This window comes from Streptomyces sp. NBC_00448, assembly GCF_036014115.1.
Classification (GTDB): Bacteria; Actinomycetota; Actinomycetes; order Streptomycetales; family Streptomycetaceae; genus Actinacidiphila.
The window spans coordinates 4395614-4413220 of the sequence record NZ_CP107913.1; the positions used below are offsets into that span (position 1 = coordinate 4395614).

Sequence of the window (17607 nt, forward strand, 5' to 3'; positions counted from 1 at the left end):
GCAGCGGTAGGCGACAGCGCACGGCTCTGCGGCCGGCTGCCGCCAGGGGCCGTTCCCGGCCCCCGCTCCACGCTAGGACGACTCTCGGCCACGTGACCTCCCTCACACCCAGCCGTTCGCCCAGCGGTCCCCTCCACTCGGTGGACGGTCCCCCTCACGCGCCGAACGGTCACGGCGGGCTCTTTTCCGTCACGTCGCGGTGACGCGTTCCTTCGCGGTGTGCTCCTCCAGCGCGGCCCGGAGGAAGGTCAGGGATGCGGTAGGGGTGAGGGCAGTGTCGCGGAGCAAGTCGTAGGCGAGGCACAGCGGTTCCACATCTTCGGGCTCTTCGACGAGGTGGCCGCTCCAACTGCTCTGCGTGTAGGCGACGGTGTGGCCGTCCTGGAAGAAGATGAGTTCCAGGCAGCTGCGGATGTGGTGCGGTCCGGTGCCGAACGGCACGACGTGCAGTGACACATCGGGTTGCGGAGCGACCTCGATGAGGTGTTCCAGTTGTGCGGTCCAGGTCCGGGGGTCGCGGGCTTTGCGGCGCAGCACGGCTTCGTCGATCAGGGCGCCGGCTCTCCGATGGCGTCGTCGCCCTCACGGGAAGCGGTCCCCGCGATCTGCGCACCTTCCTCACGGGCCACGTGACCGCCTTCCGCTGGACCCGTAGGCCCGCGGTCGGCGCTTCCCGGGCGGAACGACGGTTCTCCGGCCTACGGTTCGCCCGCGCGTGCGGGGCTGGGGCTTCCCGCCGGCGGCGGCTCGGGGCCGGTGACCTCCTCGGGCAGATGCATGCGGAGCATCACCCGGTCCACGGCGGCGGGCGAGAGGCGGCCGCGGGTGAGGAGCGATCCCACCACCATCACCGCGAAGGCGACCGGCACCGTCCAGGCGGCGGGCTCCTCCAGGAGCGCGGCGCCCCAACCGTGCCCGGGGCCGCGGACGCTGGTGACCACGACGGCCACCGCGGCCAGCCCGCCGCCGGCGACGAGCCCGGCCAGCGCGCCGTGGTCGGTGAGCCCGCGCCACCAGATCCCGAGCACCAGCAGCGGGCAGAAGGACGAGGCGGCGACCGCGAACGCGAGCCCGATCGCGTCGGCGACCGGCAGCCCGGACGTCATCGTCGCCATCGCCAGCGGGGGCACGCCGGCCACCAGGGACGCCCAGCGGAAGCCGCGCGCCGACCCGCGCAGCAGGTCCTGGGAGACCACGGCGGCCACCGACACCGTCAGCCCCGACGCGGTGGAGACGAACGCGGCGAAGGCCCCCGCCGTGGCCAGCGCGGCCAGCAACCGACCGGCCTCCCCGCCCTGCACGATCTGCGGCAGCACCAGAACAGCGGTGTCGGTCCGCCCGGTGAGCAGGAGTTGGGGCGCGAACACCCGGCCGAGTGCCCCGTACACCGGAGGCAGCAGGTAGAAGACGCTCAGCAGCACCAGGACCAGCAGCGTCGTACGGCGCGCGGCCTGCCCGTCCGGGTTCGTGTAGAAGCGCACGAGGACGTGCGGCAGGCCCATCGTGCCGAGGAAGGTGGCGAGCAGGATCGAGTACACCGCGTACAGCGGGTGCCCGCGGCCGCCCGCGCCGGACAGCGGCCGGGCCCACTGCGAGCCGGTCGCGGGCGCGAGGCCCACCTGGTGCGGCACGGGCACCCCGGCGGGGAAGGTGAGCCGCGCCCCGGCGGCGGCGGAGTGCTCCCCGACCGCGAGCCGTACGGTTCGGGTACGGCCGGCGGGCCCCAAGGCACCGCCGCCGGAAGGGTTTCCGGCCACGCCGGTGCCCTCGCCGACGTCGGCGCCCGCAGCCACGTCAGCGTCCTCGCCCTTGTACGTCCTCCCGTCCAGGCCCCCGCTGACCGCGATCGTCACCGGTGCGCGCACGTCGAAGCGCACCGGGTCCTGGATGCGCACCACCGTGGTGTGCGGGAAGCGCGGCACGTCGGGCCCGGTCAGCGCGGGTGACCCGGCGGTCCGCCAGGCCATCACCAGGAACAGCGCGGGCACCGCGATCGCGATCAGCTTCAGCCAGAAGTGCAGGCCCTGGACGAGGGTGACGCTGCGCATGCCGCCCGCCGCCGACACGACGACCACCGCGACCGCGACCACGACCGCACCCGCCCACCGGGGCGCCCCGGTCACCGTCTGCAACGTAAGCCCCGCGCCCTGGAGTTGGGGCGCCAGGTAGAGCCAGGCGATCACCGCGACCAGCACGCTCGCCACCCGGCGCACCGCGGTGGAGCCGAGCCGCTCCTCGGCGAAGTCAGGCAGCGTGTACGCGCCCGAGCGCCGCAGCGGGGCCGCGACCAGCAGCAGGAGGACCAGATAGCCGGCCGCGTAGCCGACCGGGTACGCCAGCATGTCCACGCCGTACGCCATCACCAGGCCCGCGACGCCGAGGAAGGACGCCGCCGACAGGTACTCCCCGCTGATCGCGGAGGCGTTCCACAGCGGCGAGACCTCGCGCGAGGCCACGTAGAAGTCGGAGGTGGCGCGGGACAGCCGCAGCCCGTAGACGCCGACGGCGACGGTCGCCACGAGGACGGCGGCGAGCGCGGCGAGCCCGAGCGCGGGGTTCACCCGGCACCGGGGCGGGGAGCGGACGGGCCGGGCCCCTCGGAGATGGGGGCGGCGGACCCGGAAACGGCGGACCCGGGCTCCGTGACGTGCGGCTCCACTCCGTCCGAACCAGCCTGCCCGGCAGGGGAGTTCTGGGCTCCATCCGACTCCTGCGAAGCCGCCGTCGGGTCCGGCCCGCGCAGCAACTCCGTGAAGTCCCGCTCCACCCGTTCCGCGTGCCGGACGTGGAACCAGGCCATCCCGAGCAGCACCGGATACGCCACCACCCCGAGCAGCAGCCAGGCCAGCCGGAAGCCGAAGACCTCCGCGGTGCGCAGCCCGGGCAGCAGCGCGAACGCCGCGGGCACCCCGCCGAGCACGACCGCGAGCACCGTCAACACACCCAGCGCGAGGCGCAGTTGGTCGCGGACGAGGGAGCGTACGTAGACCTGGCCGAGCCGGGGCTGCGCGTGCAGGTCGGCCGGTCTGGCGCGCGCCGACCAGCCGCCGGGGCGGTGCCGGCGCGGGCCCGACACCGCGGTACGGCGGGGCGGCGGCGGTTGCGGCTGGTGGCCGCCGATCACGGCCGACCGCCCGGCCCGGGCCGCGGCGCCCACCGGGTCAGCAGGTCCCGCAGCTCGCGCGAGTGCCGCCTGCTGACCGGGAGTTCGCCGCCGGCCACCCGTACCGTCCAGTGCCCGGCGTCCGAGCGCAGCTCCTCCACGTGTCCGAGCGCCACCAGGAACCGCCGGTGTATGCGCAGGAATCCGTGCGGGCCCCAGCGCTCCTCCAGCACGGCCAGCGGGATACGGAGCAGGGGCGCGCCGCCGCGCGTGTGCAGGCGTACGTAGTCGCCCTGGGCCTCGACGTAGGAGACCTCGTCGCGGGAGACGAAGCGGGTGACGCCGCCCACTTCGACGGGTATGCGCTCGTCGGACCGGTCCGGTTGCTGGACGGGTCGGTCCGGGGGCGGCGGCCAGCCCGACTGCATGAGCCGGTCCGGTGCCGAACGGTCCTGCGCCGGAGGGGCGTTGGGGTCGGGCGGAGATGCGGGTGCCGGGTCGGGTACGGGTGAACCCGGGGCGCCCGGGGCCGTACCGCCGCTCTCGATCAGCGCGGCCACCCGTCGTACCGCCTCCGCCAGGCGCTGCGGGCCGACCGGCTTGAGCAGGTAGTCGCAGGCGTTGAGGGCGAACGCCGACACCGCGAAGTCCTCGTAGGCGGTGACGAACACCACCGCCGGCGGGTGCGCGAACCGGCCGAGCACGCGCATCAGGTCCAGACCGTCCAGCCCGGGCATGCGGATGTCCAGGAAGACCGCGTCGGTGCTGCCGTCCTCCAGCAGCCGCAGCGCCTCCTCGCTACCGCCCGCCGCCAGCACCCGGCCCACCCGCCGGTCGCCGCGCAGCAGATACGTCAACTCCTCCAGCGCGGGCGGCTCGTCGTCCACCGCGAGGACCTGCAGTGGTCTCACGAAGCGTGCACCCCGTTCCGGTACTTGGGCACCCTGACGTTGATCTTCGTCCCCGCACCCCGTGCGGTCTCCACCACCAACCCGTACTCGTCGCCGAACACCGCGCGCAGCCGTTCGTCCACATTGCCCAGGCCCAGCGAGTCCCCGCCGGCCTTCCCGGCGAGTTGTGCGCGCACCTGCTCAGGGTCCATGCCCACGCCGTCGTCCTCCACACTGATCCGGCACTCCGCACCGGCGTCCTCGGCCCGGATCGTGATCCGGCCCGAACTGGCCTTCGGGCCGAGGCCGTGCCGCACCGCGTTCTCCACCAGCGGCTGCAGGCAGAGGAACGGCACCGCCACCGGCAGCACTTCGGGGGCGATCAGCAGGTCCACCCGCAGCCGCGCGCCGAACCGGGCCCGTTCCAGGCGCAGATAGCGGTCCACCGAGTGCAACTCCTCGGCGAGTGTGCTGAACTCGCCGTGCCGGCGCAGGCTGTATCGGGTCAACTCTGCGAATTCCAGAAGCAGTTCGCGGGCCTGGTCCGGGTCGGTGCGGACGAACGACGCGATCGCGGTGAGCGAGTTGTAGACGAAGTGCGGGGAGATCTGCGCGCGCAGCGCCTTCAACTCCGCCTCGATCACCCGGGTTCTGGACCGGTCCAGCTCGGCGAGTTCGAGCTGCGAGATCATCCAGTGCGCGACCTCGCCCGCGGCCCGGACCAGCCCCGCCGACACCTGCCGCGCGTACACCGACAGCGCGCCCACCACCAGGCCGTCCACCACCAGCGGCACCACCACGGCGCTGCGCACCGGGCAGTCCAGGTCCTCGCACGCGATCGCCTCCGCGGGCACCACCCACGGCCGGCCGGCGTCCATCGCGTCCTTCGCGTGCGCGACCGCCTGAGCCGCGTGCCTGCGACCCGGGCCCTCCCACGCGAGGAGGGTCTCCTCCCCCACCACCGCCAGCGCCGGCGTGCCCAGCAGTTCCCTCAGATGGCGCGCCGCCCGCTTCGCGGAGTCCGCGTTCAGGCCGTCCCGCAGGGGTGGCGCCGCCAGTGACGCCTGGTGCAACGTCGCGAACGCGGCCCGGTCCGCGGGGGTGCCGAACCCCCTTCGCCCCCGCACCAGCCAGAACAGCGCCGCCGCGGCGCCCGCGATCACCAATGCGACCGACACCACGGTGATCACCGAGCTCATATTTCGCATTATGACCACACCGGCTCACCCGTAACAGAGCCGTGCGCCATCTTCCCGGGCACCCGGCGCCGCACCGTAGCGGCGATGCGCCGCGCCCCCTACCGGATCGTGGTCCGGGGGCCGACAGAACGGGAGGGGGTGGTGCCGTCGCTGGTGGCGACGATGCGCGAGGTGGGGGCGGACGACCCGGGGGTTTCGGGGGCGGGCCCTTGGACCGCGAGTTCGCGCAGCAGTTGGCGCAGGCGGAGCAACGGCCGGGTCACCGCGGGAAGTACGGTCCCGGGTGCGGGCCGAGCCGCGAGCATGGCGGCGTCGGCGGCCCGAAGCGCCCGCTCCACCTCCGCGGCCGGCCGGCTCTGCGGACTCGGCGCGAGCGCGAGCGCGGTCGCGGCATCGGCGAGCGCCCGCGCGGCGGCGGCGAGGTGCGGCGCCGGCGGCAACCCGGGGGCACGCCGCGGCCCCACCGCGAGCGCCCTGATCTGCCGGGTGACGGCGGCGTAGAGCGTGAGCCGGTGCCGCATCACCCGGGGGTCGTTCCCCCAGACCAGCGGCCGGGTCAACGGCCTTGCCACCAGCGCGAGTTGCTGAAGTCGGTGGTCGACCACCCGCACCTGCGCGTCCAGCCCGGGCGCCTCCGCGGCCGGCTCGCCCGCGAGTTGCGCCGCGCACGCCCGCAACAGCTCGCCGAGCGCGGTGTAGTAGCCGACCCGTGCGCTGTAGACGGTGTCCCGGGTGCTGGTCGGCAGGACGACCAGCGCGACGCCGATCCCGATCGCCGCCCCTATCGCGGTCTCCTCCAGCCGCAGCATCAGCAACCCCGCGGTGAACTCGTGCAGTTCGCTGTAGAGCTGGGAGACCATGATCGTGACGAAGAAGATCATGGCCGCGTAGGAGATGCTCACCAGGTAGAACCCGCAGGACATGCTGAGGATGATGACCGTGATGATCCAGTAGGTGTGCCCCGCGGTGAGGTGGGCCAGGCCGATGCCCGCGCCGAGCCCGACCAGCGTGCCGACCACGCGGTTGCTCGCCTTGATGAACGTCTCGGAGCGGGTCGCGGTGCCGGTGAAGGCGATGAACGTCGCGATCACCGCCCAGTAGTAGCGGGCCTGCGACAGCTCGCGCCCGACGAGGATCGCGAGGGTGCCCGCGACCGCGACCTGGACCGCCTGCCGGGTGGTGAGCGAGAGTTTCCCGAGCGGGTTCCAGCGGCTGCGCGCGCTGACCGAGAAGGCCACGGCGGCGGACCCGGGCAGCGCGCCCATCGCGAGCGTGACCGCGGGTTCGAAGACCTCCTCGCCGTCGACGGCCGTGTCGGGCACCCCGGCCTGCCCGGTGAGCGTGGTGAACTCCCAGGCGGCGGTGGCCAGATGGTGCGCGAGGCAGTCGACGTCCCGCAGCGCGGCCCGGTTCGCCGCCGCGGCCGAGGCTGAGTCCGGGGCCGGCGCAGGGGCCGAGGCCGGGAACGGGGCTGACGCGGGGGCCTGGACCGAGGCCGGGGCCGGGTCGGTCCGGCCCGCCTCGTCGTACCGGTCGAGAAGCCTGCGCGCGGCCCGCTCGGCCGCGTCGTAGTCGCTGCCGGCCAGATGATCGGCGATCCTCGCCGCGTCCGCGATGTGCCGCGCGTCGGTCCCGGCCATCGCATCAGCGGCGGTGGCCAGTGCGTCGATCGCGAGATGGGCGTCGAGCACCCGGCGCCGTACGGTCGCGGCCGAGAAGCCCTGCGGGATCGCGCCCGGCGTGCCCGACCAGCCCTCTATCACCAGCGCGGTCTCGGCCAGCCGGAGCTGCCGCGAGTGCAGCTTGCGGCGCAGCCGGGCCAGCCGGCGCGCGTCCCGCGGGTCGGCCTCCAGCAGGTCGGCGCAGACCCGGGCGACCGAGCGGGCCCGGGCGCCGAACGCCCGCCGGACCCGGGCCAGGGTGCGCTGCGCGTGCGTACGCAGCACCGTCGTCATCAGCAGCAGCACCCAGGCGGCGGCGATGGCGACCGCGATCAGCAGGGAGGGGAGTTGGGCGAAGGTGGCGCCGAGGAAGGACGCGAAGAAGTAGCCCATCCAGATCATGAAGCCGTAGAAGAAGAACGGCATGCCGAACCTGCGGATGAAGACGGCCACGAACATCACGGCCACGAAGACCGCGAGCTTGGTGTCGGTGTGCCCGGCCACGCAGACCCCGACGGTCATGCCGGCGCCGAGCGCGACCGGGAAGAACACGGCGGTGGCGATCTTCCGCCGGGCCCCGGCGGCGTCGCCCAGCGCCATCGAGCCCATCATCGCCATCATGGTGCCGAGCAGCATCACCACGAGGGTGCCCTGCGGGCCGCGGTCGGTGACCCGGCCGTACACGTACTCGATGCCGAGCGTCGTGCTCATCGCGACCGCGGCGGACAGCGCGGAGCGCAGCCGCTGAAGTCCCGGGTCGGAGCCGACCACACGGTCCCACGTCTCGGATATCCAGCCGGTAGCCGCCATACGTGTCCAGTGCCCCTCTCGCCGTGCCCTCGCTGCCCTCGGTGCCCGCACCCACCGCGGGCACCGCACGGGTTCCGCGGTTCGCGCGGTGCCCGCGGCCGTCGGTCCAGCCGTACTCGCCCGGTGGCGCAGGTGATGCAGGTGGCGCAGGCGACGCCCCGGTTCCGGCGTCCGTCCTGCCCTACGCTGCCCTGGTCGGGCCCTGTCACAGCTCCCCGCCGTGCACTCCCCGGGCCACCGACAATCATCGGTATAATGCCGATATTAACATGCATCGTACCGGTATTGGAGCGAGACCCGTGAGCGTGGACGGCAGCCTTGAGGCGCTTGACGTGATCGAACGCCAGACCGCGGTGCTGGTGCGCAATTTCGAGATGTTCTACCGCCGCACCGACATCCACGACGATCTGGACCGGGCGGAGTACCTGCTGCTGCGCACGCTCTCCGAGGTCGGGCCGCAGGACATCAACACGCTGGCCGCCTCGCTCGGCCTCGATCCGTCCACCGCGGGACGGCAGGTCTCGGCGCTGTGCCGGCAGGGCCTGGTCGAGCGCGCGGCGGCCGCCACCGACCGCCGGCGCAGCATCATCACGCCGACGGCCGCCGGGCTGCGCCGCATGGACGCGGTCCGCACCGCCCGCGCGGAGAGCCTGGCCGACCTGCTCGGCGGCTGGACCGAGGAGGAACTGCACACGCTGGGCGCGATGTTCGCCAAGTACAACGGTGCGGTGGCCCGCAAGTTCCTCGCCGATGCCCATGCTGATGGCGATGGCGCTGACGCCGAAACCGCGCCCGCGCCCGCCAACGCCCGCTGACCGTACGTCCGTTGGCGGTCGGGCCGCACCGCGCCGCCGTACGGCCGATGCTCTCCGGCCCTCTCCGCCGTAGGTCCGGGCCGCTCACAGCGCCGACTTCGAGACGTACGACGCGCTCCACGTCGCCTTGCCGCCCTCGTACGCGGTCAACTTCCCCGACACGAAGCGGTAGTCGACGCTGCCCGTCGCACCGGTCCCGTCGACGGGCACGTCGAAGCCGCCGGTGATCCGCTTCGCCGCGCTGGCGCCCTCGATGGTGCCGGACGGGCCGGGCGGGCGGTCGTTGAAGTAGAAGTCGCCGCCGGAGGTGTGGCAGAAGGCGTACTCCTCCGCCCCGTCCGCGCGCCGGTACACCGCGAGCAGTTCGGTGCCCTTGCGATACTTCAACGGGAGCGCTTCGAGCAGCACCTCCGGGCAGACGGTGGCCGTGGCCGTGGCCTTGGCGGTCGCGGTGGCCTTCGCCGACGCCTTCGAGGACGCCCCCGCGGCCGTGCCGGACGGCACCGGGGAGCCGCGCCCCGACCCGGACCCGGACCCGGACCCGGCGAACATCGCGTCCCAGTGCGAGACCAGCAGCACGATCCCCGTGACCACCGCCGCCACGACCAGCAGCAGGCACCCGCAGCCGATCACCTCGTCGACCAGCCCCACCGCCAGGTGGTCCCTCAACCGACAGCACCACCCACCCCGGAGGGTCAGGGGCGCACAAGCACCTTGAGGGCCTCGCGTTCATTCATCGCCCGGTACCCGTCGGCGATCTCCTCCAGCCCGACCGTACGGTCGAAGACCCGCCCCGGCGTGATGGAGCCGTCCAGCACGTGCGGCATCAGCTCCTCGATGTACGCCCGCGCGGGCGCCACCCCACCCGTGAGCGTGATGTTGCGCATGAAGTCGGGGAACCCGAAGGGCACTTCGGAGAACTGCGGCGCACCGACCCGGCTGATGGTGCCGCCGGCCCGCACCACCCCGAAACTCTGCACGATCGCGTCCTTGAGCCCGACGCATTCGAGCACCTTGCGGGTGCCCTCCCCGCGGGTCAGCTCCCGCACACGGGCGACGCCCGCCTCACCCCGCTCGGCCACCACCTCAGTGGCACCGAAGTCGCGCCCGAGGTCGGTGCGGACCTTGTGCCGCCCCATGAGAATGATCTGCTCGGCGCCCAGCAGCTTCGCGGAGATCACCGCGGCCAGCCCCACCGCGCCGTCGCCGACGACGGTGACGCTGTCGCCGCGCCCGACCCCCGCGGTGCGCGCCGCGTGGTACCCGGTGCAGAGGACGTCGGAGAGCGTCAGCAGGTCCGGCAGCAGTTCCGAGTCCTCCGCGACCGGCAGCCTGACCAGGGTCCCGTCGGCGTACGGCACGCGCGCGACCTGCCCCTGACCGCCGTCCACACCGTTCACGCCCCACTGCCCGCCGTGCAGGCACGAGGTCTGCAGCCCCTCCCGGCAGTACACGCAGGTGTTGTCGGCGTAGACGAAGGGCGCCACGACCACGTCGCCGGCCCGCAACCCGCGCACCTCGGAGCCGACCTCCTCCACGACCCCGAGGAACTCGTGCCCCATGTGGCGAGGGTTGTCCGTGGGCGGCAGCGACTTGTACGGCCACAGGTCGCTGCCGCAGACGCAGGACAGCACGATCCGTACGACCGCGTCGGTCGGGTTCTTGATCTCGGGGTCGGCGACGTCCTCGACGCGTATGTCGTCGGCCGCGTACAGCAGTGTGGCGCGCATGAGCAGGTGTTCCTCACGGTGTCTGGGATGTCCCGGGTGATCCGGGTGATCCGGGTGATCCGGGTGCGGGGGTCGGCGGGGCGGCCGGCCGGGGTCGGGCGTCAGCGCGGTTCGAGCCCGAGCGTGGCGGTCCGGGCACCCTCGGTCAGGACGTGCTCGACGATGCCCGTGTAGCGCCCGTACTTCGTGCGATACGCGGCGTCCACGTCCGCGTACTCTTCGGGATCGGCGTCGCGGAACGCCACCTGCCGCCGTACACCTCCGGCCTCGACGAGGCCCTCGTGCCGGGACCGCGTGCCCTGGTACCAGGGGCCGTCCGTGCCCTTCACCGAGCGCACGTAGAGGCGGTCCCCCACGCGTACCACCCACATGGTCACCGGCGCCCGCAGGGTGCCGTCGGCGCGATTGGACCGCAGGTCGAGTTCCCCGGACGTACCGATCTTCTCCAGGTCCGCGTCGTTCCAGTGCGTCATGCCCTCACTCCCTCAGAGCCGTGGCCGCCCCCTCATCCACGGTCACGCGATCCCGGCGCCCCGGCCAGCCGAACGCCCTCGCCCCCACCCTGCCGCCTGCGCCCACCCCCAACCAGGCCGAGCCCACCCAGGGAACCCCCAGCGGGGGCACACCAGGACCCCCCACCGCCAGGTGACCCCGCAACCGACAGAACCAGCCACCCCGGAGGGTCGGGGGCGGCCATACTGGCTGCGGCGGATGGGTCGTGCGTGACGGGTGAGGGAGGCGCAAGTGCGCCTGGGTACGAAGGTCGGCGAGCGCTACCGCCTGACGAAAGGCCCGATCCGAGGCGGCTCGGGCGAAGTCTGGCTCGCCCACGACGAGGAACTGGGCCGGGACGTCGTCCTGAAAAGGGTCCTGGGCGTCGAAAGCCCCACCGGCTTCGACCGGCTCCGCGCCGAAGCCCGCGTCCTCGCCCGTTTCAGCCACGCCCACGTGGTGACCCTGCACGACGCCGTCCGCGTCGGCCGGCGCAACCGCGCCACCACCTACCTCGTGATGGAGTACGCCCCCGGCGGCAGCCTGGACCACCGCCCGCCCCTGCCCCCGCACCTCGCCGCCCACCTCGGCGCGCAGATCGCGGACGCGCTGATCGCCCTGCACACGGAGGGCATCGTGCACGGCGACATCAAACCGGGCAACGTCGTGGCCGCCGGCCCCCGCACCGTGAAACTCGCCGACTTCGGCGCCGCGTACCGGGTCGGCGGCAAGGAGACCATCACCCCGAACAGCGCGATCGGCTACACCCCCGACTACGCCGCCCCCGAAGTCGTCCGCGGGCAGCCAGAGCCCGCCTCGGACGTCTTCTCGCTCGCCGCCATGGTGTACGCCCTGATCAGCGGAGATCCGCCGCGGCCCCCGGGTGCGCCGGGCGCGGGATCGTACCGGCCGGGCCCGGAATCCCGGCGGAACGTCGAACTGACCGCCGACGTGGGCCCGTTGCGGGAGCCCCTGACCGCGATGCTGCGCCGCGACCCGGGCGCGCGGCCCACCGCCGCCGAGGCGCTGGAGCTGCTGCGCACGGCGGCCGGACCGGTCGCCGAACTGCCCGCGCTCCCGGACCTGTTGGAGCCGACGGAACGCAGCAGCGGTACGGCGGAGGACGGTTCGGAGCCCGCCCGCTTTCCTCCCGGCCCGTTCCGCCCTGCCCGCTTCCGTCCCGGCCGATTCCGTCCCGGCCGATACCTACGGGACCACCTGCGGTCGGTCGTCGCGGCTTCCGCGGCCGTGGTCGTGCTGGCGGCGGCCGCCGGAGTGTGGGCGGCGAGCGGCGGCTCGGGCGGGGCGTCGGCCGCACCCGGTTCCGCGCCCTCGGGCCGCCCCGCGCCGAAGGCGCCCACGTCCGCCGGCTCCGTCTCCGCGGCCCTCGTCGGCGACCAGCGCACCGCCGACCCCTGCGCGCTCGCGAAGCCCGCCGCGCTGGCGCAGTACGGCGACGCCGAACTCGACCCGGCGTACGGCAACTTCGACCGGTGCGACGTCATCGTGGACACCAGGTCCGGGCCGGAGATCGACATCGAGGTGGAGTTCGTCGACGGCTCGGCGCAGCCCACCGGCACCGTGCACACCGCGGGCCGGGTGCGCGTCGTGGACGAGCCCGCGGACGGCGGCGAGTGCGACCGTACGCTCCTGCTCGACGGCGCAACGGACACCGGCGGCGGCAACAGCGCCAACGGCGGCCACGATCACGGCGGGCGGCACCGTTCCACCAGCGTGCACGCCGTCGTCACCGCGAAGCCGGCCGACGACTCCGACCCCTCCTCCACCGTGCTGTGCGGCATGGCCGACACCGCCACCACCGCCGCGGTCGCCGCCCTCAACGCCGTGCCGACCGGCGGCCAACTCCCGCGCCGCACACCCGCGTTGCCCGCCGAGTCGCTGGTCGACACGGATGCCTGCACGCTGCTGACCGCGACGGCGCTCGAAGTCGTCCCCGGCATCGACGCCAACGACCCGGACGTCTCCTACGGCAACTGGGACTGCTCGTGGCAGAGCACCACCAGCGACATCGACGTCGACCTCGCCTTCGACCGAGGCGATCTGCCCACCGCCGACGACGGCACCTCCACCCGCCTCGGCGGCCACCGCGCCTTCGTCGCCCCGCCCGACTCCGACGGCGACCACACCGCCGTGGTCGAGGTGGTCTACCGCACCTACACCGACGACCACGGCGACCGGCTCGCCGAGACCTTCGAGTTGGAGGTCAGCGGCTCGGGCGGCGACGCGAGGCTGCGCTCCATGGCGACCCAGCTCGCCGCCGCGGCCGCCGCCCGGCTCCCCACCCGCTGACCCGTCTGCGGAGGGGTCCCGCGCCGGCCGGGCACACTCGGACAAAGAGGTGCGCGACGAGAGTGGAAGGCGCACGGGGGACACCGCGGGGCCGTGCACCGGAGGGGAGCGCACGGCCCACCCCCGCCGCCGATGAGGAGGAGACAGTGAACAGCCCGGACAGCCTCGCGCGGGGCGCCGCGCCCGCCAGCCCCGGCACGCTCCACGCCCGCACCGTGACCGGCGGCATCAAGGTGGCACCGCGCGCCGGGCTGGTGGTCAGGTTCGGCCGCGGCGAGCGCCCGGACGACGTGGACCTGCCGGTCGGCGAGGACGACCTGCGGGTCAGCCGCCGGCACGGCGAACTCACCTACCGCAAGCGCCAGTGGTGGCTGCGCAACACCGGCCGGCAGCTCGTCCGCCTGCCGCACGGCCGCCTGATGCACACCACCACCGACCCGATCCCGCTCGTCCCCGGCTACACCCCGGTCTTCGTCAAGGGCTCCGGCTTCCGCGAGCACCTGGTCGAGCTGTACGTCACCGGCCACGACGAGCGCGGCTCCGTACCCCGCCGCCGCGCCGAGACCCTGCCGCCCAAGCTGTGGCCGCTGGACGACGACGAACGGCTGCTGCTGGTCGTCATGGGCCAGCACTACCTGCTCTACGAGGACGGCCCGCGCCCGCTGGCGTACCGGCAGACCGCCGAGCAACTCGCGTACCTGCGCCCCGACGGCAACTGGAGCGTGCGCCGGATCGAGTACAAACTCGCCTCCGTACGGCGGCGATTGCACGAAGGCGGCTTCCCGTACCCGCTGATGCACGACGGCGACGCGGGCACCCCGTGGGACAACAACCTCCTGCACAACCTCCTCAAGGGCCTGGTCGAGTCCACCACGCTGGTGCCGCCGGACCTGGACCTGATGGAGACCGAGCCGGACGAGGACGGCTCCGGCGACGAGCACGCGGACGCCACCGCGCACGGGAACGGAAACGGGCACGGGACCGACACCGACGGCTGAGGGACGCCCGGGTCGCGTTCCCGGGTCACGCCCCCGCTGAAGCCTCCGCCGAAAACCCCGCCGAAGCCCCGGCCGAAGCCCCCGGCCGCGCCCGCAGCCCGTCGAGCACGAGGCCGAGCAGGTGCCGGGTGCGCGGCTCCCAGTCCGGCCCCTGGTCGCTGCGCCACAGGAAGTCCACCAGGAGCAGCACGTCCGGCGCGTCCACGTCGGCCCGCACGGCGCCGGCGTCCTGCCCGGCCAGCAGCAGCGAGCCGATCGTGTCGATCACCCGGCCGTAGTACTCGTTGGACAGGTCCGCCCGGGTCGCGGCCTCCACGGCCTGCGCGACGCCGTGCTTGATCCGGCCGTACGCCGCCAGCCGGTCCAGCCACAGCCGCAGGGCCTCCAGCGGCCGCTGCTCGTGCGCGCGCAGCAACTCGGGCGCGGCGCGCAGCAGTTCCTCGATGTCCTGCCGGTAGACGGCCAGCAGCAGCGCCTCACGGGTGGCGAAGTGCCGGTAGAGCGTGCCCTGGCCGACCCCCGCGCGCTTCGCGATCGAGTTCAGCGTCGCGTCGGCCGACTCGGTCAGCGCGACCCGGGCCACGTCCACGATCCGGGCCCGGTTCTGCTCCGCGTCGGCCCGCCGAGGTGCTCGCTCGGTCACGAGGCGCCCTTCCTTCCTTTGCTAAGCGGACATCTGTCCGCTACGTTGGAATGGAAGCGGACGCGTGTCCGCTTCCCGTTCCGACGATACCGCGAACCCCCGGCAAGGAGCAGTCCATGTCCACCGCAGCACCCGCGACCCCCGCCTCCGCCGCGTCCCCCTCATCCCCCACGCCCCCGCTGCGCGGCAAGGTCGTCGCCCTCACCGGCGCGAGCAGCGGCATCGGCGAGGCCACCGCACTGCTGCTCGCCGCGCGCGGCGCCCGGCTGGTGCTCGGCGCGCGCCGCACCGACCGGCTGGACGCGCTCGCCGCGCGGATCACCGCGGCCGGCGGCGAGGCCGTCACCGCCAGGACCGACGTACGCCGCAGCGAGGACCTGGCGGCGCTCGTCGCCCTCGCCGGGCAGCGCTTCGGCCGGCTCGACGTCCTGGTGGGCAACGCCGGCATCGGCCCGGTCTCCCCGCTCGACGACCTGCGGGTCGAGGACTGGGCGGACATGGTCGACATCAACGTGAAGGGCCTGCTGCACGGCATCGCCGCGGCCCTGCCGGTCTTCCGCGCCCAGGGCTCGGGGCACTTCGTCACGACCCTGTCCACCGCGGGCCTGCGGATCGTCCCCGGCCAGGTGGTCTACGCGGCGACCAAGAACGCCGCCCGCACCATCTGCGAGGGCCTGCGCCAGGAGGCGGGCCCGCACATCCGCGTCACCTCCGTCTCCCCCGGTTTCGTGCACACCGACTTCGCGGCGGGTGCGGCCGACCCGCAGGTGCGCGCCGAACTCCTCGCCAAGCGCGACGAGATCGCCATCCCGCCGGACGCCATCGCCCGGGCCATCGGCTACGCCATCGAGCAGCCGGCGGACGTGGACGTCAACGAGATCGTGATCCGCCCGACCGCCCAGAGCTGAACTCCCCCGAGCACAGCCGCACTTCACCCCGCGAACCCGAACCCGGCCACGTCCTCCCGTACGGACCTCCGCCGCGTACCGCCGCCCTCGCTTCACGGCCGGTTCACGCGGCGGCCAACCCGCCGTGAAGATGCGGCGGCACCCTGGCGGTTGGCCATTACCGGCTGGTAATACGGAGCTGAGCGCGCGCCGGGCACGTCACCGGCACGGGCCGAGCGACGCCCGACACCCCGGCCGGCGAAGGGCCGGAGCAGCAGCCGCACGAGCGCCAACCCCGCCCACCGTCAGGAGACTTGTCCATGCGCGCAGCCAGCAGACGCCAGTTCCTCTCCGGTGCCTCCGCCGCGGCGGCGGCCGCCGCCCTGACCCTGGTGGACAGCCCGTTCGCGTCGGCCGCGGCCCACGACCGCGCGGTCGCCACGACCGCCGCGCGCGCCGTCGCGGTCGAGGGCACCACGCTCGCCCAGGCCGCGACGGCGACCGGCACCGGCACGTACAAGAGGCTTGCGGCCGGGCCCGGTTGGCCGCTGGTGGTACGCGGCGAGCTGGCCGCGGCCGGCTCCGGGCGGGACACCACGCGGACCGGGCTCGCCTCCTTCGTGCAGTTCACCGACCTGCACCTGGCCGACACCGAGTCGCCCGTGCGCTTCGAGTACCTGGCGCAGTACATCGACTCCGCCTACCGCCCGCACGAGGCGCTGACCGTGCGCGGCGCGGCCTCACTGGTGGACCGGGTCAACTCCCTTTCCGGCGGCCCCTACACGGGCCTGCCGTTCTCGCTGGTGATGGCGACCGGCGACAACACCGACAACCACGAGCAGGTCGAACTCGACTGGTACCTCACGGTGATGAGCGGCGGCGCGATCACTCCGAACACCGGGGACACCTCGCGGTACGAGGGCGTGCAGAACTCCGGTTCCGCGCTGTACTGGAACCCCGAGTCGTCCTACCAGGACCACTACAAGGCGGCCGGCTTCCCGCAGGTGCCGGGCTTCCTGGCCGCGGCCGGGAAGCCGTTCACCGCGACCGGGCTGCGCACCCCCTGGTACACCACGGTCGGCAACCACGACGACAGCATCGAGGGCACCCTGCCCGACCTGGGCCTGCTGGGCTCGCTCTACACCGGCGGCGGCAAGATCGAGGGCGTGGACGACGCGACCGCGGCCAAGCTCGCCGACGCGATCCAGCACGACCCGGCGACCGCGGTCGCCCTCCTGCTCGGCCTGCTCGAAGGCGGCGGCCCGGTCCGCTCGGTCACCCCCGACGCCCGCCGCGCCCCCTTCACCCCGAAGCAGTTCGCCCAGGCTCACCTCGCCACCGCCCGCACCGGCCCCGGCCCGTACGGCCACGGCTTCACCCCGGCGGCGGCCGACAGCGGCAAGCTCTACTACACCTTCCCGATCTCCGACGGCGTCCTCGGCGTCAGCCTCGACACCACCAACCGCGCCGGGTGGGCGGACGGCTCCATCGGCTCCGCCCAGCTCAAGTGGCTGGAGTCGGTGCTCCAGTCGTACAGCACCCACTGGTACGACACCGACGGCAACGTGGTCCGGCGCGGCTCGCAGGACCAGCTCGTCGTCCTGTTCAGCCACCACACCAGCACCACCATGGGCAACACGCTGCCCGACCCGTACAACCTCCTCGACGGCCGGCACACCGGCACCGGACTCGTCACCCTGCTGCAGCGCTACCCCAACGTGGTGGCCTGGGTGAACGGCCACACGCACGCCAACCTCATCACCCCGCACGGCCACGCCGTCCCCGAGCGGGCCTTCTGGGAGATCAACACCGCCTCCCACGTCGACTTCCCGCAGCACGCCCGGCTGATCGAGATCGCCGACAACCACGACGGCACCCTGTCGCTCTTCACCACCCTCGTCGAGTCCGCCGCCCCCTACGCGACCGACTTCGGCACCACCACCGAGCCCAACCTCGCCGCCCTCTACCGCGAGCTCTCCTTCAACGACCCCTACGCCACCCCCGCCGCCAAGCTCGGTACCTCCGCCGACCACAACACCGAGCTCCTCCTGGCCAAGCCGAGCACCTGA

15 protein-coding genes are annotated in these 17607 nt (G+C 73.6%); 5 read left to right on the plus strand and 10 right to left on the minus strand.

Going from position 1 to position 17607, the window contains the following annotated elements; translation table 11 throughout:
- Positions 1-189 precede the first annotated feature (189 nt).
- From OG370_RS18545 to OG370_RS18570, 6 genes are all read right to left on the minus strand, one after another.
- Positions 190-537 (minus strand): Scr1 family TA system antitoxin-like transcriptional regulator, encoded by a 348-nt coding sequence (locus tag OG370_RS18545; RefSeq protein ID WP_443060699.1) that lies wholly within the window; start codon positions 535-537, stop codon positions 190-192.
- A gap of 161 nt (positions 538-698) precedes the next feature.
- Positions 699-2561: a sodium/solute symporter gene (locus OG370_RS18550; RefSeq protein ID WP_328465683.1), complete on the minus strand. Its 1863-nt coding sequence runs from the start codon at positions 2559-2561 to the stop codon at positions 699-701.
- Complete coding sequence (locus OG370_RS18555; protein WP_328465685.1) at positions 2558-3157, minus strand: hypothetical protein; 600 nt, start codon at positions 3155-3157, stop codon at positions 2558-2560. The genes OG370_RS18550 and OG370_RS18555 overlap by 4 nt, the downstream gene beginning before the upstream one ends.
- Entirely contained in the window at positions 3121-4005 is an 885-nt protein-coding gene (locus OG370_RS18560) for a LytR/AlgR family response regulator transcription factor (RefSeq protein WP_443060874.1), read from the minus strand. The genes OG370_RS18555 and OG370_RS18560 overlap by 37 nt, the downstream gene beginning before the upstream one ends.
- A gap of 5 nt (positions 4006-4010) precedes the next feature.
- On the minus strand, positions 4011-5201 hold the full coding sequence (locus tag OG370_RS18565; protein WP_402448997.1) for a sensor histidine kinase: 1191 nt from the start codon (positions 5199-5201) through the stop codon (positions 4011-4013).
- 89 nt (positions 5202-5290) lie between these two features.
- Positions 5291-7663: an FUSC family protein gene (locus OG370_RS18570; protein WP_328465691.1), complete on the minus strand. Its 2373-nt coding sequence runs from the start codon at positions 7661-7663 to the stop codon at positions 5291-5293.
- A 299-nt stretch (positions 7664-7962) separates the two neighbouring features.
- Here OG370_RS18570 and OG370_RS18575 point away from each other — a divergent pair, with 299 nt between their 5' ends.
- Entirely contained in the window at positions 7963-8478 is a 516-nt protein-coding gene (locus OG370_RS18575) for a MarR family winged helix-turn-helix transcriptional regulator (protein WP_328465693.1), read from the plus strand.
- An 84-nt stretch (positions 8479-8562) separates the two neighbouring features.
- Here the strand turns inward: OG370_RS18575 and OG370_RS18580 are convergent, their stop codons facing one another.
- The 3 genes from OG370_RS18580 to OG370_RS18590 all read right to left on the minus strand — a co-directional run bounded on the left by OG370_RS18580 (position 8563) and on the right by OG370_RS18590 (position 10681).
- Positions 8563-9147: a hypothetical protein gene (locus OG370_RS18580; protein ID WP_328465695.1), complete on the minus strand. Its 585-nt coding sequence runs from the start codon at positions 9145-9147 to the stop codon at positions 8563-8565.
- A 26-nt stretch (positions 9148-9173) separates the two neighbouring features.
- Positions 9174-10208, minus strand: a complete 1035-nt coding sequence (locus tag OG370_RS18585; RefSeq protein ID WP_328465697.1) for a zinc-binding dehydrogenase — start codon at positions 10206-10208, stop codon at positions 9174-9176.
- A 101-nt stretch (positions 10209-10309) separates the two neighbouring features.
- Positions 10310-10681, minus strand: a complete 372-nt coding sequence (locus tag OG370_RS18590) for a DUF2255 family protein (RefSeq protein ID WP_328465699.1) — start codon at positions 10679-10681, stop codon at positions 10310-10312.
- A 271-nt stretch (positions 10682-10952) separates the two neighbouring features.
- Between OG370_RS18590 and OG370_RS18595 the strand changes: the two genes are divergently transcribed.
- Together OG370_RS18595 and OG370_RS18600 are read left to right on the plus strand one after the other, a co-directional pair.
- Positions 10953-13010: a serine/threonine-protein kinase gene (locus OG370_RS18595; protein WP_328465701.1), complete on the plus strand. Its 2058-nt coding sequence runs from the start codon at positions 10953-10955 to the stop codon at positions 13008-13010.
- A 146-nt stretch (positions 13011-13156) separates the two neighbouring features.
- Positions 13157-14008, plus strand: a complete 852-nt coding sequence (locus tag OG370_RS18600) for an FHA domain-containing protein (RefSeq protein ID WP_328465703.1) — start codon at positions 13157-13159, stop codon at positions 14006-14008.
- 25 nt (positions 14009-14033) lie between these two features.
- On the opposite strand, the gene OG370_RS18605 is transcribed toward OG370_RS18600, so the two are convergent.
- Positions 14034-14651 (minus strand): TetR/AcrR family transcriptional regulator, encoded by a 618-nt coding sequence (locus tag OG370_RS18605; protein ID WP_328465705.1) that lies wholly within the window; start codon positions 14649-14651, stop codon positions 14034-14036.
- 116 nt (positions 14652-14767) lie between these two features.
- Between OG370_RS18605 and OG370_RS18610 the strand changes: the two genes are divergently transcribed.
- Together OG370_RS18610 and OG370_RS18615 are read left to right on the plus strand one after the other, a co-directional pair.
- Positions 14768-15559: an SDR family oxidoreductase gene (locus OG370_RS18610; RefSeq protein ID WP_328465707.1), complete on the plus strand. Its 792-nt coding sequence runs from the start codon at positions 14768-14770 to the stop codon at positions 15557-15559.
- 299 nt (positions 15560-15858) lie between these two features.
- Positions 15859-17607, plus strand: a complete 1749-nt coding sequence (locus OG370_RS18615; protein WP_328465709.1) for a TIGR03767 family metallophosphoesterase — start codon at positions 15859-15861, stop codon at positions 17605-17607.